Below are 25,044 nucleotides of genomic sequence, written 5' to 3'. Positions count from 1 at the left end.
CTGCCACTCGCTACGCTGAGTGGCAGTTGCGAGTGCTCGATTCGAACCTGAAAATAGCGGTAGTTCCTGATTCAGCGGTCTTCTCGTGCATAGATTTCGGGGAATTCGCAGCAGCCAGAGGTTGAGAGTTTGGAGTGCGACAAACCACTAGCTAGGCCACATATTCTCGATCGACACCCGAACGTGACGCCCACGCCGATCGTCGGGGGCTATACTGTGAGCGCGGGGCCCGGGATCCAGGTGTTGTCGTCGAGGGCGACGAGGTCGTAGCGGGCAAGGATCTGGAGGGCGTCGACGACCGCCTCGGCGTCGTAGGCGTGCTGCATCTCCGGCGGCAGCTGGTCGACGATGACACTCCGGGTGCCACCGTCCAGCCGATGTACGGTCTCTAACAGGCGCGAGAAATCAGCCAGCACTGGCCCTAGCACTTCTTCCTCGTCCGTCGACATCTGTAACTTATCAACAACAGCGTCATATTCACCCGTAAGCTCCACCGTTATGTCGACATCTTCTTCAAATTCGTCGTTTGTTTCGCCCATATCTAGATAGATGGCATTCGAACGTACAAATATGTTTCTAAAACGCCTCATTTGTGAGTTGAATACGGGTCTTCATGTCTCTTTCGACAGCCGAAGGCAGCGGCAGGAGGGACGTCGTGCTGGACGGCCAGTGTCTGAGAGTGACCAACTCCTCGGAGTGCACGTCTCAGTGTCGTCGAGCACGGTGGCGTCCGTGGGCAGGGGTGCCACGATCTCGGTGTCGTCGGCGTCACTACCGGACGCGACTCCGTCAGTCCTCCAGTCGGCGGCGTGGTCCCGAGGTGGTGCCGTGACCGCGGCTCCCGTCGAGTCGTGTCATACCCTGCGCAACGGGGGGCGTCGAGACCAGCACCGCATCGGTCAGGCCGGCGAGTCTCCGAATCACCCAGATGCCGCGTGGACATGGTGGAGTTGTCGCATCGTAGTTTGTGACGTGAACGTGGTGGTCGCCCGACCCGGTCCTTTCCAACCATACGAGTGGTAAAGGGTTCGTGGCGGTACGTTGACTTGGAGTCGGACTGCGCTGTTTGGCCAGTGGTGCAGGCGTCGGATCTGAGCTCCCGTGCACTCACCGCTGAACGACCACCCTCTCGCTGTCAGCCGTCGGTCCTCGTATCGTGTCTCGACGTGAACGACCCGCGGGAGGTTAGGCGGTCAGTGTGTTGGCTGTGAGCCGCTCGTAGTCGGCGGACAGCGCCTCGGCGTCCTCGGGCAGGAGTGCGACCACGAGATGGGGGACATAGTCGGCGAAGTAGTCCACGAGTGCGGCAATCCGATTCGAGTCGATCGCCTCGAGGGAGTCCAACAGCATGAACGGAACCGCCTCGTAGGCTTCGTGGGCGAGGTAGCCAGCGAGGGCCACCACCAGGCCGACGACCTCGCGCTCGCTCTCGCTCAGATGTGCGACGACATCCTCGTAGACGGTGCCCGTCTCGTCTTCGCGCACCACGTTGAGGTCGAACACCGTCTCCGGCGGCCCTCGACCGCCGTCGTCGGTTTTTCGCTCGATCCAGACGCGGGCTATGTTCTCGAAGTCGAGCACGTCCAGGATCTTGTCCATATGGTCGTTGAACTGCTCGACCGCCTCCGCTTCCAGATCGGCGATACGCGTCCGCTCACGCTCGAGTTCCGTCGATAGTTCGTCGAGTTGGGCCTCGAGGTCGTCCGGAGTTGGGAGGGCTTCGATCGCGGCGATTTCCTCGTCCACCTCGTCGCGTTCTTGTGTGAGTTGGCCGCGCTCGTACTGCAGTTCGCTCAGCTGTTCGTACGTCTCAAGCAGGTCGCTCTCCCGGAGAGCCTCGGTTTCGGCTACCTCGGCTTCCAGTTCACGTATCTCCTCGCGGAGTTCGGCGGCCTCGGATTCGAGGTCGTCGAGCCGCTGCTCGCGCTGGTCGATTTTCTCCTCAGTTCGCTCGATCTTCCGGTCGAGTTCCTCTCGTCGGCGCTGCTGTTGCTCCAGTGTTTGTCGGTTGTCCTCGAGTGCCTCGATGCGCTCGGTGAGGTCGGCTCGCTCGGCTTGTTTGTCCTCGATAACGGCTCGCAAGTCATCGAGTCGGTCCGCGATGGCACCTTGTTCGACGCGGCTGCCGCACGTCCAGCAGACCACGTCCTGGGTCTCGTCCGGGGCAAGCGCCGCCGTCACGGCCTCATCGTCAGGGTCGATCCCCGGGAGGTCGTGGCCGTCCTCCGCGAGGAGGTCGTCGTTGAACTCGACGATGGTCCGGAGACTGCTGATGGTCGTCTCGAGGTGGCGCTTCTGGTCCCGGAGGGCCTCCAGTTCGGTCTCGATATCCGTTCGATCATCGGTGGTGTCGTCAGGAACCGCGTCCCGATCGGCGTGGGCCGTTTCGAGATCGTCTCGTAATGCGTCAAGTTCGGATTCGACCAATTCGATGTCATCTTCGGTGCGCTGCAATTCCTGACGCCGGGCATCGAGGTCGTCGACGAGGGCCTCGGCGTCTTCGGCGGCCTCGGCGTCGGCTTCGAAGGCCGCCACCTCGTCGCGCAGGGTATCGAGTTCCTCGTCGATAGAAGCGATCTCTTCTTGGAGGGTGTGGCGGCGTTCTTCGAGCTGGGGAAGCGTGTCACGACGCTGTTCGACACGGTCTCGTTCAGCTTCGAGCTCCTGTTTTTCCTCGCGCAGGTCGCGGATCCGTCGTTCGATCGCCTCGGTATCGACGGGGCGCATGATGACGTCGTGGAGGTCGTCACCCCGTTCGACCGCGCGCCGCGCCGGGTTATCTTCGAGCAGGGTGGCGACGGAATCGACCAGCGTTTCGGCGTCCGTGTAGGGCGTGCCGTCACGCTCGATCCCTGCCCCTGTCCGCGTAACGGTGCGGGTGAACTCGTCGTCGCCGAGTGTCAGCGTGACGTGCCCCTCGTCAGTGTCGCTTTTCAGGGTGGTGGCCGTGCCACCGAGGGCTCCGTTGAGGGCCCGTAACAGCGAGGTGCGATTGGTCGCGTTGCGACCAGTGAGGAGCGTGACGCCGGGCGAAAACTCGACGGTTGCGGTGTCGATGCCGCCGAGGTTCGTAATGGAGAGCGTGGCGTGACTGGTATCCGTGTCAGTCGTCGGTTCGGACTGTTGAGCCATTATGGAGATAGTTGAGCGCATTACTGATAATCTTCTCGCTTTCCCCTGTAGGTGCTGGACCGTATGCTGTGTGGTACCCCCACCTCGACGGGTGCTTAGTCGGTCGGGCCGTCAGACTGGTCAGCGGCCGTGCACGCACACTCACGGCGGGAGAGCAGTTGATGTGGCCGATAGGTGGTCCCACAATCGGTACAGGTTAGCTGGATCGTCACCGTGACGTCGAGTGGGCCAGTTTCCAGTACGTTCGCGTTTCGGAGTCGGGTGACCGTCTGGTCGACGATGTTTGCACATTGCGTGCGGGCCCACTCGATTGTATCACGTGCGTCGTCGGCGGTAATCGTGGCGGTCCGCTGGGTCTCGATATCCAGACACTCACGCAGATGGGTTCGGACTGTCGGGTGGGTGACCCAGTCGGCTTCGACGGCCTCCATGTCCACGCCACGCTGGGCAAGGCGGGTTTGCACTCGGGCTGTCCGTTCGGGCGGCGTATCATCACTGGCGAGTGCCTCGTAGAGTGTGGTGAGTGCGTCTTCGTCACTGACGGCGCCGTAGAGGGCATCGGTGACGTCTACGTCGGCGGCAGTGAGGGCAGCGGCCAGAACGCGCTGGTTAACGTAGTCTGCGAGGTCGCGGAGGCTCGCCCCCGCTTCCACGCGCCGGTCTCGCAATTCGGTGTTGAGGTCATCGAGATCATACTGTTCGACGTTCCGTCCGACTTTACACAAACAGGTGGGGGTCTCGTCGTGGGTCATACGATTCGGTTCCTCCGTGGGCTGTGGTTCGAATGGCGGCTTCTCATGGTGGTACTCGGGTGGTGGTTTGCGTTCGTTCCAGGCAGGTATACGTCTGTCTTTCCATCCGTACTCTTGGTAAAGGTAATGGATCTAAGTGGCGTCAGTGACGGGCGATCGCGGAGTGAGCAAAACGGGTGACAGGTTCACTACGTGCGCCGACGGCAATCCATGCCGCTAGTGGACCTGCCAGTTAATTCGTACCCACCCCGATGATGTCTTGCTTGCTGGCGTCCTCTACTTGGTCTTGAGCGTGAAACCGTGTCGTCCAAACCCAAATCTCGGCCAACCAGAATTGCTCTTTCCTACCCAGAACGAACCCATCTCGAAGCTGTCGTTCGCAAAGCAACTGCTCCTCAACGCGATGCGTTCCGTGCTCGGATCGTTCTGTTAGCTGCTCGTGGCTACAACAACACCCAAATCGCTCAGGAACTCTGCTGTACTCGCAAGACTGTGCGGAAATGGCGCAATCGCTACGCTGACTCCGGCCGGGCCGGGCTTGCTGACAAGCCTCGGCCCGGCCGCCCTCGCATCTATCCAGACTCCACGCGCGCACTCGTCACCGCAATCGCGTGTGAACTTCCAGCCAACCGCGGACTCCCGCTGTCCCGACTCAGTTCAGCCGACATTCACGACCAGGCCGTTCAAGAACTCGATCTCTGTCCCGCACGCTCAACCATCGCCGCCTGGCTCAAGCAGGCGGCGATTCGGCCATGGACGGTAGCGTCATGGGTAACTCCACGCGATCCTCAGTTCAAGCAGAAAGCCGCTCGTGTCTGTGATCTCTACACCGGAATGTGGGAAGACGAACCACTCACTGACGGCGATGTCATCATCTGTGCCGATGAGAAAACCGGGATACAAGCCCGGTCCCGGCGGAGAACACCGCCGGGACCCGGCAAATCAGTACGAATCGAGCACCAGTATGACCGCAATGGCACCACGATCTACCAAGCTGCGTTTATCGCTGGGACTGGAGGCGTGATCGGCCACTGCGTCGACCGAAACACCCGAGCGAACTTCGAGACGCTCGTCGAAGAAGTAATGGCCGACCCGATCTGCCAGAACGCAGATCGGGTCTTCTGGGTCATGGATAACGGAAGTGCTCACCATCCAGCGACGTTCAGATGGTGGCTGCAAGAGGAGTATCCCACCGCAATCGGGGTACATCTCCCGACTGGAGCGTCGTGGTTGAACCAGATCGAACTGTATTTCTCGGTGCTGACACGGAAATCACTGACTGGCGAAAGCTTTCGCTCGGTCGATGCGGTCGAAGACCGCATCTCCGGATTCGAGACGTTGTGGAACGGAGACCCGGAACCCTTCGAGTGGACCTACACGAGGGAAGATTTGACGAGACTGTTGGAGAGGCTTCCAACGGTAGAGTGAAGCTCTCTGTGTGCGTATTTCTGGAATGGATTCAATCCCCGAGTACGCCCGTCACGCTCTCGAAGACCGCTTAGAGGCCCACGCGCGCACCGCTTGGTATGAGCGGTGCGCGGGAGTCAACGTTCGGTTCCGCGGCAGATACGCTTATGTGGATGTCTTCGACAGTGATCCATCTGTGGCGTTTCGACTATTTAAAACCGGCGTGAGCCGGTAGTGACGGCCTGATGTCTGTGATCTCTAAGTCGGCAGATAGGCCGTCACCGGATGCAACGGACGCCAACAACATCAACTCTGTCGAAACTGTCGCTGATAAGTTGTACTCGCTGCTCGCCGCAGGCGACAGCGAGTCCATTGCTGAGGAGTTCGATATCGGCATCCACAACGAGACACACGACTTCGATAACCACCTCAAAGTCGCTATTCGGGAAGGACTTGATCCATCCAGTTCCCTCTCCGAACTCGCCGATAAGACCGCCGTTGATGACTCTCTTGAGAAAATGCCCGAGTCACGGTTCTCCGAACTCACGAACGACCGCGACTACCGCGCGGTCGTTCGACTCCTCTTCGCGTTACTCCATACACCACAGCTGTATCATCAGCGTGCTGTTCAGCGAAAACGTCTGGAATGGCTTACACGAGGGGTAATTGCTGTCGACGCGACGAATCTCGAACTCACCCGCTCAGTTGTCGTCTCCGACGAATTTGTCGGAGACGACGAGCACGTCTATGAAATCGACGTAGACGACGGTGGACTCGAACTGCATTGCGCCGCGCGTGTAGACGGTGAACACAAGCATCCGCTTGGGACAACCGTCACAGAAGGTGAAACCCACGAAAGTCCGCAGTTCGACCACCTCAAAGACGACGTCGAGGTCTTCGCAGATCTCGACTCGGTCATCTGGGTCTTTGACCGCGGATACACGCGCTATCGCCGGTTTTGTGAAATCAAGCACAGCGACGATGACTTTGTCACATTACTCCAGTCAAACGCCCGTCTCGACGTTCTGGACGCGCTCCAGAACGTCGAGGTCACTAACGAGGACGGAACGAGACAGATTCGTGATGAACGAATCGAACTGGCTGAGACCGGTGAACAGTTTCGTCGTATCGTTTTGGAAACGCCGGATGGAGAAGAGATTCAGTACCTGACGACGCTGGCGTCGTCAGCGTACGATCCCATTGACGTGATCAGTATCTACACCCTCCGGACAATGATCGAGATTCTGTTTCGTGAATTCAAACAATATCTGAACGTTGAGAATTTCCACTCGAAATCGCTTAACGGAGTGTTGTTTGAGTTGTTCTGTGCGTTGATTGGATACGTGCTCGTGGAGTGGCTGCGCCAACGCCACCCGATCAAGGGTGGCGTGGCGCGTGCAATCCAGAAAGTCCGGACGCACTGGAATGAGACGCTGACTTCGTTCGGCTGATCTCATCACACGGTACCAGCGACAGCCGTCGGCGGCCAGCGACGGCTGTCGCCAGAGCCGTAGTTTTCTTCGCTCTTTGGGCCTGAAACGACGTATCTCTCTGTTTTCCATCTATTTGTTCACATTCGGCTGAGCTTGCGCAGTCTACGCACCTGTTCCAGTGCTCCTCACAGCGGCCTCGCTCGCCGTGGCTTTATCAACTTAGAACGCAACAGTGATCCATGGTTCATGCCTGGGTCAACGAACGAGGAAAAAGAGCAGATCCGCCAAACCCCGGTGAAGATGTGCCGGTTAGGGTGGACTGGCGACATGGAATTATGGGACCTCGCGTTTCACAGGTACAGCGACGGCCGGTACGAGCCGTCGCTTCACTTCGACGGCTCGGGGAGGAGTTCACCCGAAGCCTGTTTTGACTGCGCCGCACAGGTTTACCTCCGGTAGCAGTGGTCTCACGGGGAGAGCTACTGGGTACGAATTAACTGACGCCGCTACTAGTGTGCTGTCAGTCGTCAATTGAAGGATATAGCCGCTTCAGTTTGATTCGGGCATCGTCGGTCGTGAACCGCCAGTCAATGTCGGTATCATCGCTGTTTCGTTCCTTCTTCCACGCAGCGACCTCCTGACGGAGCGTCGCCGCGTCGGGGATGCGTCTGTCGAGACACTGCTGCTGGAGCGTATTGAACTCGATTTCCGCCATATTGAGCCAGCTACCGTGTACTGGCGTGAAGTGAAATTCGAGCTTGTCGAGTATCCGCCGTGCTTCAGCTGGATCGAAATACTCGTAGAAGGCTGCCGGCTTGTGCGTGTTGAGGTTGTCCAGCACCACCCGGATGCACTCCGCATCCGGGTAGTGCTGATCAACGAGGTGCTGCATGAAGTGAACCCAGTCTTCAGTGGTTCGGCGATCTTTGACCCTGACCGCTCGCCAGCCGGCGAGCGGTTCGGAGGCCAGAAACAGGTTCTTGGTGCCGTTACGCTCGTACTGGTAGTCTTCGCGGGCAACCGTGCCCGGCTGAGCCGGGCGCGGTTGCTCGACCTGCTTGAGTAGCTGTTTGGGATGCTCGTCGAAACAAACGAGAGGCCGGTCTGGGTCGTATGGTTCGCGGTAGAGTGAGAGAACGTCCTCCATGTGGTAGATGAACTCGGTGTCTTGCTCTGGCGGGATCACCCATTGCTTGGATCGGTGGGGCTGGAGCTCGTTTTTTTGAGGACTTGACGCACGGTTTCGTGGGAGACTGATTCGTGATCGATCTCGTCGAGGACAACAAGTTCGTCGGAGAGAAGACGGAGCGTCCAGCGAGCGCGCCCGTCGGGCGGCTCGCTGGTAGCAAGGGCGATGAGATGAGCTTCGTCCTCACCGTCGAGTTTACGTTCGTAGGTGCGGTCAGGATTTTTGCGTTCGATGGCATCAAGCCGGTCACGTTCGTGGAACTTTTTCCGGGTTCGCCACGCTGTAGCTGGGCTACAGCCGAGTGACTCGGCGATATCCGAGTCACTCTTGCCGTCGTCTGCTTGGAGTAGGATGCGCGCACGAGTAATCTTCTGTGCTCGGTGAACGCCGTGGGATGTGATCGCGTTGAGAGTGTCGCGTTCTTCTTCGGTCAGCTCGATCGGGTACGTTGACTGGCTCATTGCCATACCGTATTGATGCGCAGTAAGATAGCATTTTCAGTTTATAGTTGACGACTCACTAGACTATCGAAGGGTGGTGCCCGAGCTCCCCGTAAACAGACAGTATTCAACGTCCGAATATACCGGATGAGATCTGTCATATGGTACTGTGCACCAAACACGGTACTCCTGCCGTTTCGGCAGACATCGTCCGTTGTACGGTTGTTTTGAGGACCATGTGTGTGCTCTAGCAGGGTTCAGTATTCCGACATACACGGATACACTATGCGGCCTTATTTCGGCAGTCAGTGTTGTATTCAGCGAGATTGCAACGGTATACCTGGGCAATCGGAGTTGTAATATATCGGGGATGCTGGGTGATGAACGCAAGCACGTCCGAATAATCCGGACAATTAAGTAGGCCGAGGTTGAAGTACGCAACCACATGTCAAAGACGATAAAAACGGCGTTCGACATCGTTGAAACGATACTCGAGTTGGAGAAAGCGGGGGTCGCGGAGTTAGCTGACGAGGTTGATAAACCAACGAGTACCGTTCACGACTATCTGCAAGGGCTCGAGGAGATCGGCTGTGTCGTCAACGAAAACGGGAGGTACCGTGTTGGATCGCGATTTCTGTCAATCGGGACACGTATGCGGAGTCAGTTGGAGCTCTATAAGGTGGCCAAACCGGAACTCCAGAACCTGGCAGCCACCACCGGTGAACACGCGAGTTTGATGATCGAAGAAAACAATCACGGTGTGGTTTTATACACAGCCACCGGGGAAGAAGCAGTGCAGGTTGATATCTATGATGGTGACGTCTCACGCCTACACACTACCGCTCCTGGAAAAGCCATACTGGCAAACATTTCTTCAGAGCGCATGGAGGAGATCATTGATCACTACGAATTAACGGCCCGAACGCCGAATACTATTACTGAGCGAAGTGAACTATTTGACGAGCTAGATGAGATCCGGGAACAAGGATATGCATTCGACCGAGAGGAACTGTTTGAAGGGATGCATGGCGTTGGCAGGCCGATCGTGGTCGGAGATGACGTTATTGGCGCAATCAGCGTCTACGGGCCAGTTGGCCGAATGATGGAATCGAAAATCACTGAAAAAATATCAGATATAGTTTTGGAGACGGCGAACGTTATTGAAGTAAGCCTAAAATATTAACTCCCAAGCAAACCGAGTTACAGCTTGATTTCGACGCTTTTCGGCACGGTCTGCTCGCCGAAGCCACCTCAGACCGCTACTAAACTAGAACGAGGGTGTCATAGAACGAGTGGCGCACCAAAGAGCAGGGTGAACGCTGAGGTGGATGAGTTCAGCGACCATCCGTGTTCGGTTAAGACGGTGAATCAAGAGACAGCGCTCGATTGACGCAGCTATCGTTGTAGACCGCGTGGGGAGAGAATGTGTTCAAGCAACTCTTCCCAACTCTCATACGACGGCGGCTCACTTCCCTGTTTCCAGCCGAACTTATCGAAGACATCGCGCGCGAGCGCGATGTCGTCCAACGCAACCGGACGATCGACATCACGATGCTCGTCTGGACGCTGATCATGGGCTTCGCCGTCGACGGCGAAGCCCGTACCATCGCCGGATTCCAGCGTGCGTACTCCGCAGCAACTAACCAAACCGTTGCCCGCTCAAGCTTCTACGATCGGTTCACACCAGCACTCGCAGCACTGTTGAGCGACCTCCTCGAAAGCGTGCTCGAGGAGGTCGCAGTTCCTCACACGGTCACGCCACAGTTCGAGCTGTTCCGAGAGGTGCTGATCGCCGATGCAACCTGAAAACGGTTGCATCGGCTTCTCGATGCGTTTCCTGCGACTCACCCGGATCAATCCGGCGCGAAACTCCACGTCGTGCAGAACGCGACCAAGCAGACGATCGAGCAGTTCCAGCTCACCGACGAACGCACCCACGAGAGCAGCCAACTCCGCACCGGGAGCTGGCTGCGAGACCGGCTGTTACTGTTCGATCTGGGCTTCTACAGCTTCCGTCGGTTCGCGCTGATTGACGAGAACGAGGGCTTCTTCCTGACTCGGCTGAAGTCGAACGCAAATCCGTTGATCGTCGGAGAGCGCCGGAAATGGCGCGGGCGCGCCATTTCCTTACCGGAGCGTCGTCTTCAGGACGTTCTGGGAGATCTTACTCGGGAGATCATCGACGTAACCGTGGAAATCGAGTTCAAGCGGCGGGCATACGCTGGGAAGCAATCGACCGATACGATGGAGTTTCGCGTCGTCGGTGTCCGCAATGAGGACACCGACGACTACCATCTGTACGTCACGAATCTGCCCGATGAGTTCACGCCAAGGCAGGTCGCGGCGTTGTACGGGTTGCGGTGGGAAGTGGAGTTGCTGTTTCGAGAGTTGAAATCGCTGTACGGTCTTGAGAAGTTCCAGACGAGCGATCCAGCAATCGTGGAGCTGCTGGTGGTGGCGGCTCTGCTGACACTGACGGTCAGCAGAGCCTTACTGGACATGTTTCAAGAGGGGTTTCCTGAGACAGTGTTTCCGCGAGAACGCTGGGCGAAGACCTTTCGGTCTGTCGTCCAGCTCATCCTCGAAGATCTGGCCCAGTCGCTCGGGTACCCGCCGCCGAACTTGGCTGAATTGATGTTCCGTGATGCCCGTCAACCAGAGAAATCACGCCTCTTACTGAGCGAACGAGTGGCTGAAGCCTTCATGAGGCCGTCTAATGCTTAACCGAACACCGATGGTTCAGCGACCCTGCAAGATGATCCTTCGGTAGAGTCGTTCTTCAATGTCGCGGAGACCGAGACGCTAGCGTTGTTTGAACACCTCTCCTTCGGGTTTCTCGAAGAGTTCGACGTGTTCGCCCCGGCAGAGACGGGGCGAACACGAGAGCACGAACCACCAGAGTTGATGCGTGGCTTCCTCCATTGCTACTACCACGACATCTACGGGATTCGTCCCGTTGAACGAGAGCTTCGTAACACGGTCGTTTGGCTGAGCTGTGGGTTCGATCGACCGCCGTCGAGAGACGCGGTCGATCGATTTCTTACCGACCTCGAACACGTTGTTGACAAAGTCTTTGGCCGACTCGTCGAGCAGGCCGCCCGGCGCGGCCTGCTCGACTTGACTTACTGTATCGATTCAACTGACGTGAGGGCGATGCCTGCCGATCAAGAACGGTGAAGACGTTCAACTGAAGCAATCGACGCTAGACGAGACGTACAATCGCCGCACAGGAGTTGAACGAACCAACGAATCAGTCAAGGACTGCGGCCTCGGGCGAACGCACGCCCGAGGCCGCGTTCACGCACGAGCGCAGGTGTTCCTCGCGCTGTGCCTTCGCCTCGTCGTCGCAATCACCAACTACGAACGTGGAGACAATCCGGGAAGCACGATCATCACGGTGTGAGAAGAGTTCTATGACACCCTCTAGAACGGATGGTCTCGCCCTATCAATGAAGGAACGCTGTCGCCGTCATTGCATAGAGGACCGATGAGTATTAGTATTGCTACACGGTATCGTATATCGAGACGACTCAATCGATCCCGAGCAACATAATGATTACACAGCGAGAATACCCTGTCCTATGAATGAACTTAGACAACTGACCGACGAACAGCGAATGATCGTGGATACAGTCGATGCAATCACTGACGACTACGGCCACGATTACTGGTATAGATGTATTGAATCGGATGCGTTCGTTACAGAACTTTGGGAGGAACTAGCCGACCTCGAGTTCCTAGGAATCATAATCCCGGAGCAATACGGGGGTGCGGGCCTGGGGATGGCCGAACTCGCGATTCTGCTCGAGCGGTTTGGCGCGCACGGTGTCCCGCTACTGTCGTTTCTCAACACGGTGACAATGGCCCCGATCCCGATGATGCATCACGGAAGCGACGAGCTAAAACAGCGATTCTTACCGGGTATCGCTTCCGGTGACCTTTATTTCGCCTTCGCAATCACCGAACCTGACGCAGGGACGAACTCGTTCCGCATCAAGACGCGGGCGTCCCGAGAGGGCGATGAATATATTGTCAACGGGCAGAAGACGTTCATAACTGGGGCTGATAGAGCTGACTACGTCCAACTTGTAACCCGGACAACGCCGTACGAAGATGTTGCAGACGGGGACAAGCGAAAGGGGGGAACGCTGCTCACGGTAGACATGGAAAGCGACGGTATCGAGTTACAGCCTCTCGACTTGGATCTTCCTGAACCGGCTAACCAGTACACTGTCCACTTTGATGATGTCCGCGTCCCGGTCGAGAATCGCATCGGAACTGAGGGGGAGGGGTTCCTCCATGTGTTCGACGCGCTCAACCCCGAACGGATAGGGACAGCGGCGTTGAGTACCGGTATGGGTGAATTCGTTCTCGAACGGGCAGTCGAGTATGCAAAGGACCGTTCAGTATTCGACGCCCCGATTGGCAGCCATCAGGGCGTCCAACACCCATTGAGTCGTGCGAAGGTCGACCTCGAACTGGCCAAGTTAGCAACAGGAGAAGCGGCCAGGGCGTTCGAGGCATCTGATTCGGCGGCAGGAGCCTATGCGAACATGGCGAAGTTCGCCGCGTCAGAAGCTGGCGATCAGGCGATGGACGCAGCGATGCAGACCTTTGGCGGGAATGCCTTTAGCACCGAGTATGATATTATCACACTCCACAATTGGACACGATTCACCCGAATTGCCCCGGTGAACAACGAGATGGTACTCAATCATATCGGTGAATCGTTACTCGGACTTCCACGGTCGTACTAATCATGGTCTACGAGACAACGTGGGATGTCCGTTTCGGCGATGTGGACTGGGCGCGTGTCCTGTATTATCCCCGATTATTCGAACACGTGAGTCGCATTGTCGAACGTCTCATGGAAGATCGAGCTAAGTCGTTTGATCGATTAATCGAAGACCGGGGCGTCGCAATGCCAGTCGTCCACGCAGAAGCCGATTATCGTTCGCCTGTTACGATCGGAGACCGAGTTCGAATCGAAGTTGAGCCCGTTCTCGGTCAGTCGTCCGTCCAGTTCAACGTAGCTGGATTCGTCGATAATCCCGTCTTCGAAGCTACCACGGTTCATGCGGTTGTTGACGCGGATACGTTCGAATCACGACCGGTTCCTGATGTCATTACGGACGATCTTGCCGATGAGTAAATCGGTGTCATATCGGGTCCGCCGAATGGCTGAACACTTTCTTGGCTCTATCGATTCCTCCCACCCCCTGTGTAGTATGATGAGAGCTCCAAAGCTGGTTTTGAACAAGACTGTTCCGCGACCGTTTCTGTGACCCACTCACAGGCTCACCGATAACTATATATATTATGGGGATGATGTGGTAGAGTGTACCCATGACAGATCCAATCAAGGGGTTAGACAGCACAACTTCCGAGATGCAGTTGAACACGACTCTCATGCTCGAACACGGTGCTAGTCGCCACCGTGATCAAGAGATCGTGACGGGGATGGGGGACGGAAGGACGCACTCGCTCACGTTCGCAGAACTCGAAGAGCGCGTCGAAACGACGGCGAACCTGCTCGAAGACCTAGGCATTGGTCCGGGGGACGTCGTGGGCCTCGCCGGGTACTCCACGTATCGATTCGTCGAACTCCTTTACGCGACCAGCGGCATTGGGGCAACGCCGTTTACCATTAATGTCGACCTCCCTGCAAAGCAGCAGAAATTCTGTCTTGACCACGTGGAGGACAACGCCCAATTCGATACCGTCTTCCTGGATCAAGAGCTCTTCAACGACGAGGGGGCCTACGAACTAGACCGGAGCGTCTTCGATGGGCGTGATTACGAGGCGGTCATCTACGGTGATGACGATACAGCCGTCGAAACTGACATCTTCGACGACGTACTGCGGTACTCCGAACTTCGGGCCGACGCAGATTCGGACTTCGAGTTCCCCCAGATCGACGAGGACACCGCAGCACTACTCATGTTCACGTCCGGTACGACCGGCAATCCAAAAGCGATAACTCACTCTCATCGGTCGATGTATCTCCATAACATCGAGATGATGGCGACGAAGGGGTTCGATCCCCAAGACTCCTTCCTGATGGTTCCACCAGTCTTCCACCTCGGTTGGAACCTGTGGGGCGTTGCCCTGATGTGTGGCGGAAAACTCGTCCTCCCGGGCTATGGATATCCAGAAAACCTCCCCGACCTCATTCTCGATGAGGAAGTAACGTTCAGTGCCGCAGTGCCGACACTCTTTGAACGAATCGCGGACGTGGTCGAGCAACGTCGCGAGGAAGATCCGAGCGTCGACCTCCAGGGGCTGGAGGCTCTTTTCGCTGGTCAGTCTCCGCCGGTCGGCCTGCTCCGCCGGCTGGAGGACCTCGGCGTTACGACGTCACAGGGGTACGGGTTCACGGAGAGTTGCGGACCGACGATGGCGTTCAACCTCCATCACCGTCTCCGAGACAAGGAACAGCAACTCTCTAAGGAGGAGTTGCTCAACTGGAAGAACCGGGTGGCGGGATACTCGGTTCCCGGTACTCGCGCAAAACTCGTCGACCCCGAGGACGGTAGCGAGGTTCCCTGGGACGGCGAGTCGGAGGGTGAGTTCGCGTTCCGCTCCCCGTGGGGGACTGCATCCTACTGGAAGATGCCTGAGAAAACAGAAGAGAAAGTTACGGACGACGGCTATCTCCGGATGGGGGACCTCGTCCGCCTGAACGAGTACGCTGACATCGAATACCGGGATCGGCTGAAGCACACGGTGAAAAGCGGTGGCGAGTGGATTCCATCGCCGCTTGTTGAGGAGCACGTCGCCGAGCACCCGGATGTCGCAGAATGTGTCATTATCGCCGCGGAACACGAGGAATGGATGGAACGGCCGCTCGCTATCGTAACGCTGGTTGAGGGTGCCAACGAACTCGACATCGACGACCTCGAAGCAGAGATGATGCAGTTCGTCGAGGAAGGAGCAATTCAGGAGTGGTGGATCCCCGACGAGGTCATCGTTGTCGATTCGATCCCTCGGACCCCCACAGAAAAGTACGACAAGAGTGCCCTGCATAAGAAGTACGGAGATATTTTCATTAGTGGCGAGACAGAGGCGGAACAAAAGAAATGAGTACGATTCAAACAGACCTTTGTGAGTTACTCGGCATCGAGTACCCGATTATCCAGGCGGCGATGGGGCCGAGCGGGACGGTCGAGCTGGCTGCATCAGTCTCCAACGCCGGCGGGCTCGGTATGGTGAGTATCGGTTCGGAGACTGCCGGAGAACGCGAAGCACGGAAATCGTTCAGTAACGCGTTTGACTTTCTCACGAAGAACACGGATGGGAACTTCGGCGTCAATATTCCGGCTGGCTCGTCGAAAATGCCGAATAACGTGGAGGAGACACTTGACGCTTACTTAGAGGAGACCCTCGTTTCGAAACTGACCGACGACAAGGTGGCCGACCAGCTCAAAGTACTGGAAACGTCGGCTGGAAATCCGGAACGCTGGATGGACAAAATCAACGAGGTGAAAGAGGAGACGGATCTCCTCCACTTCCACAAGGCCGCAAGTGTGAAACACGCGAAAAAGGCCGAAGAACTCGGCGTCGACGGCATCACTGCGTCGGGATACGAGATGGGGGGGCACACCCACAACGAAGACGATGCCGCTCATACGTTCGTACTCCTGCCAGCGGTCACCGAAACAGTTGACGTCCCCGTAGTCGCGTCGGGCGGAGTCCGAGATGGCCGAGGGCTCCTCGCCGCCCTTTCCTTGGGCGCGCAAGGAGTGTACATGGGCACGCGGTTTATCGCTACCCAAGAAGCGGATTTCAACGACGAATACAAGGAGTACCTGATTGAATCGGGTCCCGGGTCCGATATGATCATGGATGGCTTGTTCGGTCCGGCTCGTGTCCTCGAATCTCCAGGCATCGAACAGCTCAACGAGGTCAAAGACGAGATGGATATAGAGTCGTTTACCGACCTAAAGGACAAGAAACTTATTATCGCTCAACAGGGCAATATTGACGAGGGGATCGTCATCGGGGGGCAGGTCGCCGGCTACATCGACGACAAGCCGACGGTAGAGGAGTTGATGAACCGCATCATGGACGAGGCGGTCACGGCGTATGAGCAGATCCAGGTCGTAGACTGACGGTCTCCTGCTCTGGAAGCGGTTCATCCTATGGTCCGTCTTCTTCGTCAGTCGAAATGGGGAGCTACGCCAGGTTGCTCCCGCTAACGACGGGAAGCTATCGGAATTCTTTGGGACTCCCGCTTTGGGACGATCGTAGAAACCATATGAAACGATACGAAGAAGACTGCTTCAGTCGGCTAGGGCCGCCCACTGTTCTTCTCCCCGGAACGGCTCGTAAACCGAGATTCGATCCACGTGATCGTAACGGGATTCAATTTTCTTTCGGAGGTCGCCGTAGGTAGCCGCCTCCACGGAGAAGGCGTCGATCATTTCGTCGGTCACGAGATTTCCCATCTCATCCCACCGATCGTTGACCGACAGTTCGTGGAGGTCATCACATACCTCTTCCCAGCCGTGGACGCCGAAGATAGTCTTGTACGTTCGCGTTGAGCCGTAGAAGGCGATCTGTTTTCGCACTTGCTCTCGCTTCTCTGACCGCTCCTGTTCGGACTCGCCGACGATGGCGAAGACCGAAGCGGCGAGTGTAACGTCGGAGGCAGTCCGATCTCCATACTTTGCCCCCTCCGCTACGTTCGGAACAACGACTTCTTCGATGTATTCGGGCGAGTGGACCGGATGAATATGGAGGCCATCGCAGAGTTCACCGGCTATTTTCAGATTGTACGGGTTCACGCCTGCAACGTAGATGGGGACATCCGGGTCGTCGATGGGATCCGGAGTAAACTCCGGTGGACATAGATCAATGGAGTAGAACTCGCCCTGATAGTCGACGTCCGTGCCGGTCGCCCAAGCGTCCCAGATAGCTCGAAGAGAGCGGACGTAGTCCCTGAGTCTCGGGCCGGGGGAGTCCCATTCGACGCTGAAACGGTGCTCGATGTGCCCTTTCACTTGTGTCCCGAGTCCAAGGAGAACTCGCCCATCGGAGAGCGATTGAACATCCCATGCTGAATAGGCAGTCACCATCGGACTTCTGGGGAACGCGACCGCGATCGCGGTCCCGATGTCGATACTGTTCGTCTCGCTGGCCATCCGCGTCATCAGTGTATAGGGTGAGTGCGTGACCTCGGTAATCCAGGCGCACTCGAACCCATGGTCTTCTGCTACCGCCGCAATGTCTCCGACCTCCGAAAGTGACGGGGACTGTAGGTTCACATCAAACTGCATCGTGACTATCCCTTCCTGCTTCGTTGCAATGAAGATTGCGGCGGATCTCACCGGGGACAGGCCAGTCCAGTACAAGGCCTGCCGCCAGCCACCCGTTATCGTTTAAGGATTCGGCGCAATCAGCAGTGGCAACTCCCGCCCGCGTCCACGCGGAGACATGAACCAATGGCTTTACCTCATCTGTACTTGTTTACCCCCAATCGATTTCGGCACTCTCTCGTAATTGGCACCCGATCGGTTTCGTAGATCGATGCAGCAGGCGTCACAAGACTTTGGGAGGGATGGTCTCCGCGGTGGAGACCATCCCGTGCCGTCTGCTTCCGACGGAGGTTTTGGATAGTGACCTCTTCCAGCGATCCTGTAGAAGAGTTGCTTCAGCGGATCACTGCCCTCGAAAAGCGAGCTGATAAACTTGAACGAGTGAACGAAGCGCTTCGTGAAAACCACGAAGCGCTCCGTGAGGAGAACGAAGCTCTCCACGAAGAGAACGAGGAACTTCGTGAAGCAAACCAAGAGCTGCGCCACGAAAACAAACAGCTCAAAGCGAAACTTCGATGGCACGAAGGTCCGCACACACCGCCCAGCAAGGAGCAATCGAGTTCTGGGGAGTCGTCGTCCTCGGATGACGAGGACGACGACGGGGGCGCTCGTACTGACGGCGGAACACCCGGACGCAAACCTGGACACGATCCAGCCTTCCGAAACGCTCCTGATCCGGACAGGGAAGTTGAGGTCACCTGTGGCTGCTGTCCAGAGTGTGGCGAGGACTTGGACGAGTCCGAGGGCGTCAGCCCTCGACTCGTCGAAGAGATTCCCGATCCACAGCCGCCAGAAGCCACTCAGTACAACCGCCACTACTACGAATGCGACGCTTGTGGCGCTGAGACGGTTGCTTCTCACCCCGACTGTCCCGATGAGGGGCAGTTCGGGGTGAACGTCATCGCTCAAGCAACCCTCTCCAAGTACGAGCATCGGTTACCGCATCGGAAGACCGCGGATCGCTTCGAGCAACTCCACGGGCTGGAGTTCTCAGGCGCATCCGCGTGGCGCGCGACCGAGCGCGCTGCGCGCGCCGGTCGCTGCGAGTACGAGCACATTCGCACCCAGATCCAGCACGCCGACGTGGTCCACGTTGACGAAACCGGCCACAAGCTCGATGGAGAGCAAACCTGGATCTGGACGTTCCGCACCGATCAGCACACGCTGTACGCTGTCCGCGAGAGTCGCGGCAGTGACGTGCCCGAAGAAGTCCTCGGAGAGGACTTCGACGGGACCATCGTCTGTGACGGCTGGACAGCGTATCCAGCCTTCAGCAGGAATCTTCAGCGGTGCTGGGCACACATTCTACGAGAGGCTGAAGACGTGGCGGAAGATCACGACCAAGCAGAACCGATCTACCGGACGCTCAAGCAGATGTACGTCGGTCTCCAGTCGTGGCTGGAGACCGACCCATCCGAGCGTCAGCGAACGCGAATGCACGAATCGGCCCGAAAGGGGCTTGAAGAACTCGTTAACCGCTCAGTGAGCGACGGACCAGTGGCAACACTCCTCGGGAAAATCGAACGGGGACTGGATCACTGGCTACCGTTCGTCGGCGAGCCAGCCGTCTCGCCGACGAACAATGCTGCTGAAAATGCTCTGCGAGAGCCGGTGATCCTACGCAAACTCATCGGGACGCTTCGCAACGAACGTGGGATGTTCGTCCACGAGACGGCTTTGACCCTGCTGGCGACGTGGAGCCAGCAGGGTCGTAATCCCTACGAGGAACTTCAGCGGGTCGTCCGAAACAACGAGATGATCTCACCCGATCAGGCAGTTCCTGAAGTTGCGTCGGGGTAAACACATACCCTCATCTATCAGGAGCTAAACTCTCTGGTGCCTCCCCGGCCGGTGCGCGACCCGGTCTCGCCACCGGCCTCATCGAACGCCACCGCAGTATTGACGCTCCCCCGTTCCTCTGGACGTTCTTGTTCGGTACCACCCAGGATGACGGTTCCGTCAGTGCCGTCCACGACCTTTACAAGGTCTTCGCCGATGACGACGTTGCTTACTCCTCTATCTAGCAGTGAAGCACGCCCGAACTGACCGACTTCCTTATCGATCTTGTCGACTACGTCAGCGTCGAACTCGGGCGAACCGAGCCCTCGCTCGGTGGACGGTACGGTCGCTTCCGGGATGCCCTAATCTCGGATGCGACCATCTGCACGCTCTCACCGGCCTCGGTCGCTCCGGTCCTCGATTCGATCACGAGTGCTCGAACCCAGGAAACGACCTAGCTCGAGATCAGCAACTGGGTCGAAGACTCCTCGCGATGTTCGATCTCGGCTACCTCGACTACGATCGGTTAGGACGCATCGACGCCAAACGGCAGACCATCAACGTCACCGCAACAGTCGGTGCGGATCGTCCCGGTCTGCACCTTCCCTACAATTTGCGGGTCATCGGCGTTCGACACGAGGACGACGAAGACGCCCCCGTCTATCGCGACGATGTCGACGCCGACCACGAGTACCACCTCTACGCGACGAATCTCTCGGCCGAGGCGATCGCGCCGCGAGAACTCGCGGCGCTATACAGCAACCGATGGAGCGTCGAAACCGTCATCCAGGAATGCAAGGAGGTGTTCGGACTGGAGGTGATCCCGGTCCACCAGGAAGCCGCTGTCATGTGTTTTCTCTTGGCGGCACTGCTGATGCTACTGCTGAGCCGGTGTCTGTTGCGGCGGGTCCGAGCCGTGCTCATACCCGCCGCGCCGGACTCCGTCGAAGAGGCGTCGCTCTTCGGAAGCAGGTTGTTGGTCGAGTAGCGCTGTCGCTGTGAAAGCGTAGCGGGCAAGGGTGATGCGGCAGCGTCACCCGAATGCAATGTTCCCATTTGAATTGCTCACCTCAGAGGCGAGCGCCGCGAACCTGCTTCAGCAGATTCGCTGGCGCGACGCGTGGCTCTCGCCGCACCGAGGCGTCTCGAAAGACAAGCTCACGCCGTATCTCAGAGCCTTCCAACTCCGCCGTCAAATCTTACGCAAACCCGGTCAAGAAGCTCTCAAAGAGATCGTTCGAACTCTGCTCTGACTCACCAACAACGTGCTTCCCATGAGCGAGAGACGTTATCGATCGCCACAGCGACCGCCAGGAACAGTGAGTGACCGTGGCATCCGGAGCCGCCGCTCATCAGCCTCGATCTCGGTGGCGGCTCCGCGCCCTCAGCCGTATTCGGGCAGTGGTCGGTTCCAGTTGATTTGGACGACCCGAATGGCGGCCCGTATGCCACCGCGGACCGGATGCCGGTGGCGGAAGCGCTGCACCAGCAGGTAGGCGATTCACGTACTGAACAGGTCAAACAACGCGCCGTTGAGTGTCGTGCAGTGGAACTGCTGGACGTTGAGGTACTGCTTCAGCTTGCGGAACAGGATCTCGATCAGCCACCGGAGCGTGTAGATGCTCACTCTGTTGATCGGGGCGCAGTCATTGTGCCCGAGCGACGTCAAGTACGCGGTGGCCTCACCGTCAACGCCCGCGACGGTCAACCGGCGGAAGGTCGCGTCCGTCCCGGCCAACTCCACGAACTTGACGGTGACCCGTCGTGTCCCTACCTCGTCCCGAACGACGACCGCCCGCAGCCGATTGACGACGTGGTTCAGGCGTTCGCCTTCAGCACCGTCACGAAGTCCTTGCCGGCGGATTGCAGTTCGTAGAACCGCTCGTAGTCGGTGAAGCCCTCAAGAGAAGTCCGCAGGTCGTCGTACTGGGTGGTCTTGTGGGTGTCGAGACGAACACCGTAGTGAACGGGTAAGGATGTCTTCCAGCGAGGCGTCAGCGAATGCATCGACGGCGTCAGCGAGTTGTGTCACGGCTTGTGGATAGCAGTGATCATCTTCCACCGACGGGTGACTCGGTGAGAACGAGCCACAGAGATCACAGCAGTATCGCTGCACTCGCACGTCCTTGCGGCCGTACGGGTGCCGCTCGTAGGTGCCATTCTTCGCAACGTTGGCTGCACCACACTCGGGACACCGTGGTTCCGAAGGAACAGGACCGAAAGATCATCATTGCTCGGCGCGATACATCTAGTCGGTGCGTGGTTTGTCGACACACCAAATCTGCCGCACCATTCCTCCAAGAAACTGAGAGATAGCAGTGCTCACTAGCACTGCAACAGTTCAATCGTGAAGTATTATCTCACGCACACGAACGGATGACTCAGAATCACACTTCGCTTGGAAGTACGTCAACAAGGGAAACTACTAATAGATAGATGGACTAATGTGCTCGATGCTGTATGAGTAGCGATAATCCAATTGAAGTAGAATACTCTCGTGACGGGCGTGCAGCCCACATCCGTCTGAACCGGCCTGAGAAGAACAACGCCCTCGATACGGAGACTGTGAGACAGTTACGCGAAGCGGTCGAGACGATTGAGACGGACGATTCGGTCCGTGTTGCGACCATACGGGGCGCAGGCGGCAACTTCTCCGCGGGTGCCGACCTCGCCAGTCTTGAAGACTCCATCCAAGCGGGTAACCGTGAGGCAGTCGAGGAATTCCTTGCCGAGGTCCAGCACGCGCTGACTGGCCTCTCGAACCTCCCCGTGCCCGTTATCGCAATCGTCGAAGGGTTCGCACTCGCAGGCGGCATCGAAACGCTCCTAGCGTGTGACCTCGCTATCGCGAGTGACGACGCCGTCATCGGTGATCAACATGCGAACTACGGACTCATCGGTGGTGGGGGAAGTACCCAGCGACTCGCTAGGATCGTTGGTACTCGGAAAGCGAAAGAGCTCATTTTCACCGGTAGTCGCATCGATGGGGCGCAAGCGTCAGACATCGGGCTTGTGAACCGTATTGCGCCACCGGACGAGTTAGACGAGCAAGCAGAGCAGTTCGTAGACGAAATCGCGACCAAGGGCCGGCAGACGACGGAGACAGCAAAGCATCTCGTCGAAACGAGTCAGTCGACGGACCTCGAGACGGGACTCGAACTTGAACGAGCTGTCGTGTCGTCGCACCTCTTTTCGGAAGATGCACAGGAAGGACTCGCCGCATTCAAAGAGGGGCGTGAACCTGATTTCTAGTCAACCATGAATTCAACAGAATCCAACACAACTGACGTCGACGAGAGTCGCCTCGAGAAGTATTTCGACCCCGACACGCTCGATACCGAGCCGACGTTGGTCGGGAGCGAGTGTCCCGAGTGTGGGACCATCCAATTTCCCTCGCGAGAACGGTGTCCAGAGTGTTTTGAGACGATGCAGCGACGAGCGCTTAGCCGAACAGGGACACTCTATACGTATGCAACAGTCGGGATGGGTCCTTCGGGGTTCAGCCCGCCGTACACGATTGGGTACGTTGACCTGCCGGATGGAATCCGACTCTTCACGACGATCACCGACGACGAGGAACTCGAAATCGGACGTGAGATGGAAGTAACGACCGGTACCGTCTCAGTTGACGACGGTGTTGCCATCAAGGGCTATCAGTTCCGGCCCGCGGAGGGAGACGTATGAGCGACGTCTATCTCGTCGGCGCCGGAATGACGGAGTTCGGCACGTTCGAAGACAAGTCAGTCAAGGAGTTAGGTGGGGAATCGGTCTATCGGGCTCTCCAGAGTTCGGGGGTCGACAAAGAGGACGTGGAATTTGCTTCGTGTGGGAACTTCGGGTCCGCACTATTCGGCGCCCAGGGCAAGACGGTCGGACAACTATCGTTGAAAGAGGTTGGTATCACTGGTATCCCCGTCGTAAACGTCGAGAACGGCGGCGCCACGGGGGCACAGTCGTTCCAGACTGCCTGGGCCGAGATCGCATCAGGCCGCTCAGACGTCGCCATTGCGTTAGGGGTCGAGAAGATGAGTGGGATCGAAACCGACGAGATGTTGGATGTTATGGCGAACGCAGGTGACCGCGAACTCGAGGGCGGGAACGGTATTACGTGGCCGGGGCTCTTCGCGATGATCGCTCGACGTCGGATGCATGACGCCGGGACGACACGCGAACAGATGGCCCAGGTAGCGGTGAATCACCACCAGAATGCGACCGAGAACCCGTACGCCCAGCGGCCGGCAGATATCACGATGGACGACGTGTTCAACTCGCCTATCGTTGCCGATCCGCTCCGGTTGTACGAGTCCTGTCCCACCACCGACGGTGCAGCAGCCGTCATCCTTGCTAGCGAGTCCGTCGTTGAGGAGTACACTGACGACCCGGTACGCGTGGCTGCAACGACCCAGCTCTCGGGAACATATCCGGACGATCTCGACATCGCACGTGCAGAAACCGTCGGTGAGGCGGCGACTCGCGCCTACGATGAGGCGTCGATGACCCCTGACGATGTCGACGTCGTAGAAATTCACGACGCGTTCTCGGTTGAAGAGCCCATCTACCTCGAGGAACTGGGGTTCTGCGAGTTCGGCGAGGGCGACGAACTGGTCGAGAACGGGGAGACGCAACTCGACGGGCAGATTCCGTTCTGTCCGTCAGGCGGCCTGCTCGCTCGTGGCCATCCCATCGGTGCAACTGGTATCGCGCAACTGGTCGAACTGTACTGGCAGTTGCGGGGCGAAGCAGACGGCAGGCAGGTTCCCGACGCGGAGGTCGGACTCTCCCAGATTGTCGGGACGTTCGTCAACATCGACTATGGATGTGTCATTGTGAATATTCTGGAGCAGGCGTAGCGCCAGGCCAAGGAATATATCAGAAAACAACTCGGAACGTCGACCGAAGACAACCAGCATCGAAACCGCGGTCAATCCCGTCAAATCAGGGACGACTCTCGCCTTCGGCGGTCTGCACAGCCACCACGCCAGCATACCGTTCATCCGGGAGCTCATCCGCCAGGGGATCGACGGCCTGTAGCTGGCCCCGAACGTGATTGCAGGGCTCTCCGCGGCCCGCTCGTCGGGCCGGGTGCGTCGACTTACTGTACCGCTGTCACATCAGGTTCGAGCACCCCGAGTTCGAACCGAACTTCCGACGCGGCGCCGACGCGAACGAGCTCTACGCGGCGACCATCCACAGAAGGGTACGACGATGGACGGGGAAGAACACATTGGCCGGGACATCAGGATCGTAGACGAACCGACCGAGCCCTCGACCGATACCAAATTGGAATACTGTCGATCGGTCGGGCGGCGAGATCGTCAGAGAGAGTGACGTCGACTTCGCCGCGTCTATCAATATAACCTCCCATGGCTTCGATGTCTGCCGCACCCTGTAAACGAGCAAAGATGTGACCACTCGAGTCCGTGATGTTATCATTGTTTAGGAGAAACGCTGACTGAATGTCGAAGCGATACTTCGAAAATACTGGTGTATGTTGAAAACAAGCACGCTACGTAATGTACTTCGGGCGGGTGTTGCTGCGCGCAAGACATAACGTACTAGTCTGAAAGTGCTAAGACGTGGTTGGATAAGGTAGCG

General features: G+C 57.7%; 18 protein-coding genes and 4 pseudogenes. 15 read left to right on the top strand and 7 right to left on the bottom strand.

Annotation, left to right across the window (positions count from 1 at the left end; translation table 11 throughout):
* Nucleotides 1–209: 209 nt before the first annotated feature.
* The 3 genes from MUK72_RS17385 to rdfA all read right to left on the bottom strand — a co-directional run bounded on the left by MUK72_RS17385 (nt 210) and on the right by rdfA (nt 3,884).
* On the bottom strand, nt 210–539 hold the full coding sequence (locus MUK72_RS17385) for a hypothetical protein (RefSeq protein ID WP_244706205.1): 330 nt from the start codon (nt 537–539) through the stop codon (nt 210–212).
* A 646-nt stretch (nt 540–1,185) separates the two neighbouring features.
* Entirely contained in the window at nt 1,186–3,132 is a 1,947-nt protein-coding gene (locus MUK72_RS17380; protein ID WP_244706203.1) for an archaea-specific SMC-related protein, read from the bottom strand.
* Nucleotides 3,133–3,227: 95 nt separating this feature from the next.
* The gene (gene rdfA, locus MUK72_RS17375) at nt 3,228–3,884 is read right to left on the bottom strand and encodes a rod-determining factor RdfA (RefSeq protein WP_244706201.1); all 657 of its coding nucleotides are present in this window, start codon (nt 3,882–3,884) and stop codon (nt 3,228–3,230) included.
* A 300-nt stretch (nt 3,885–4,184) separates the two neighbouring features.
* On the opposite strand from rdfA, the gene MUK72_RS17370 reads away from it, so the two are divergent.
* Entirely contained in the window at nt 4,185–5,312 is a 1,128-nt protein-coding gene (locus MUK72_RS17370; protein WP_244706199.1) for an IS630 family transposase, read from the top strand.
* Nucleotides 5,313–5,536: 224 nt separating this feature from the next.
* Nucleotides 5,537–6,742 carry an IS4 family transposase gene (locus MUK72_RS17365; RefSeq protein ID WP_244706197.1) on the top strand — a complete coding sequence of 402 codons (1,206 nt, stop codon included), beginning with the start codon at nt 5,537–5,539 and terminating at the stop codon, nt 6,740–6,742.
* A gap of 502 nt (nt 6,743–7,244) precedes the next feature.
* Here the strand turns inward: MUK72_RS17365 and MUK72_RS17360 are convergent.
* A protein-coding gene (locus MUK72_RS17360; protein ID WP_244706194.1) for an IS630 family transposase occupies nt 7,245–8,374 on the bottom strand; the annotation gives its coding sequence in 2 pieces (ribosomal slippage) (nt 7,245–7,948 and nt 7,948–8,374; 1,131 coding nt in all).
* Between the two features lie 424 nt (nt 8,375–8,798).
* On the opposite strand from MUK72_RS17360, the gene MUK72_RS17355 reads away from it, so the two are divergent.
* The 7 genes and pseudogenes from MUK72_RS17355 to MUK72_RS17325 all read left to right on the top strand — a co-directional run bounded on the left by MUK72_RS17355 (nt 8,799) and on the right by MUK72_RS17325 (nt 16,464).
* Nucleotides 8,799–9,536 (top strand): IclR family transcriptional regulator, encoded by a 738-nt coding sequence (locus tag MUK72_RS17355; RefSeq protein ID WP_244706192.1) that lies wholly within the window; start codon nt 8,799–8,801, stop codon nt 9,534–9,536.
* A gap of 242 nt (nt 9,537–9,778) precedes the next feature.
* Nucleotides 9,779–11,077: pseudogene (locus MUK72_RS17350) on the top strand (IS4 family transposase).
* 24 nt (nt 11,078–11,101) lie between these two features.
* Nucleotides 11,102–11,756: pseudogene (locus MUK72_RS17345) on the top strand (transposase).
* A 178-nt stretch (nt 11,757–11,934) separates the two neighbouring features.
* On the top strand, nt 11,935–13,110 hold the full coding sequence (locus tag MUK72_RS17340) for an acyl-CoA dehydrogenase family protein (protein WP_244706190.1): 1,176 nt from the start codon (nt 11,935–11,937) through the stop codon (nt 13,108–13,110).
* Nucleotides 13,111–13,112: 2 nt separating this feature from the next.
* Nucleotides 13,113–13,505 carry an acyl-CoA thioesterase gene (locus MUK72_RS17335; protein ID WP_244706188.1) on the top strand — a complete coding sequence of 131 codons (393 nt, stop codon included), beginning with the start codon at nt 13,113–13,115 and terminating at the stop codon, nt 13,503–13,505.
* Nucleotides 13,506–13,699: 194 nt separating this feature from the next.
* Entirely contained in the window at nt 13,700–15,436 is a 1,737-nt protein-coding gene (locus MUK72_RS17330; protein WP_244706186.1) for an AMP-binding protein, read from the top strand.
* A complete protein-coding gene (locus tag MUK72_RS17325; protein WP_244706184.1) occupies nt 15,433–16,464 on the top strand; it encodes an NAD(P)H-dependent flavin oxidoreductase in 1,032 nt (343 codons plus the stop codon). Before MUK72_RS17330 ends, MUK72_RS17325 begins: the two co-directional genes overlap by 4 nt.
* Before the next feature lie 171 nt (nt 16,465–16,635).
* Here MUK72_RS17325 and MUK72_RS17320 read toward each other — a convergent pair whose 3' ends face one another.
* Nucleotides 16,636–17,706, bottom strand: a complete 1,071-nt coding sequence (locus MUK72_RS17320) for a TIGR03617 family F420-dependent LLM class oxidoreductase (protein WP_244706182.1) — start codon at nt 17,704–17,706, stop codon at nt 16,636–16,638.
* 206 nt (nt 17,707–17,912) lie between these two features.
* Here MUK72_RS17320 and tnpC point away from each other — a divergent pair.
* The 3 genes and pseudogenes from tnpC to MUK72_RS17305 all read left to right on the top strand — a co-directional run.
* Nucleotides 17,913–19,470 (top strand): annotated as a pseudogene (tnpC, locus tag MUK72_RS17315) (IS66 family transposase).
* Between the two features lie 472 nt (nt 19,471–19,942).
* Entirely contained in the window at nt 19,943–20,437 is a 495-nt protein-coding gene (locus MUK72_RS17310) for a transposase (protein WP_425311100.1), read from the top strand.
* Between the two features lie 133 nt (nt 20,438–20,570).
* A pseudogene (locus tag MUK72_RS17305) lies at nt 20,571–20,702 on the top strand (IS1595 family transposase); the annotation flags it as partial.
* Nucleotides 20,703–20,950: 248 nt separating this feature from the next.
* Here the strand turns inward: MUK72_RS17305 and MUK72_RS17300 are convergent.
* Together MUK72_RS17300 and MUK72_RS17295 are read right to left on the bottom strand one after the other, a co-directional pair.
* A complete protein-coding gene (locus tag MUK72_RS17300; protein WP_244706180.1) occupies nt 20,951–21,187 on the bottom strand; it encodes a transposase in 237 nt (78 codons plus the stop codon).
* An 80-nt stretch (nt 21,188–21,267) separates the two neighbouring features.
* Entirely contained in the window at nt 21,268–21,456 is a 189-nt protein-coding gene (locus tag MUK72_RS17295) for a hypothetical protein (RefSeq protein WP_244706178.1), read from the bottom strand.
* A gap of 453 nt (nt 21,457–21,909) precedes the next feature.
* On the opposite strand from MUK72_RS17295, the gene MUK72_RS17290 reads away from it, so the two are divergent.
* The 3 genes from MUK72_RS17290 to MUK72_RS17280 are packed head-to-tail and all read left to right on the top strand — an operon-like array spanning nt 21,910 to nt 24,299.
* Nucleotides 21,910–22,701, top strand: coding sequence for an enoyl-CoA hydratase/isomerase family protein (locus tag MUK72_RS17290; protein ID WP_244706175.1), 792 nt, complete (start codon nt 21,910–21,912; stop codon nt 22,699–22,701).
* Nucleotides 22,702–22,707: 6 nt separating this feature from the next.
* A complete protein-coding gene (locus MUK72_RS17285) occupies nt 22,708–23,133 on the top strand; it encodes a Zn-ribbon domain-containing OB-fold protein (protein WP_244706173.1) in 426 nt (141 codons plus the stop codon).
* On the top strand, nt 23,130–24,299 hold the full coding sequence (locus MUK72_RS17280) for a thiolase family protein (protein ID WP_244706171.1): 1,170 nt from the start codon (nt 23,130–23,132) through the stop codon (nt 24,297–24,299). Before MUK72_RS17285 ends, MUK72_RS17280 begins: the two co-directional genes overlap by 4 nt.
* Nucleotides 24,300–25,044: the final 745 nt, after the last annotated feature.

Origin of the sequence: Halococcus dombrowskii, assembly GCF_022870485.1 — an archaeon.
In the GTDB taxonomy this organism is placed as follows: domain Archaea; phylum Halobacteriota; class Halobacteria; order Halobacteriales; family Halococcaceae; genus Halococcus; species Halococcus morrhuae.
This window is presented reverse-complemented; position numbering and strand designations above follow the sequence as displayed.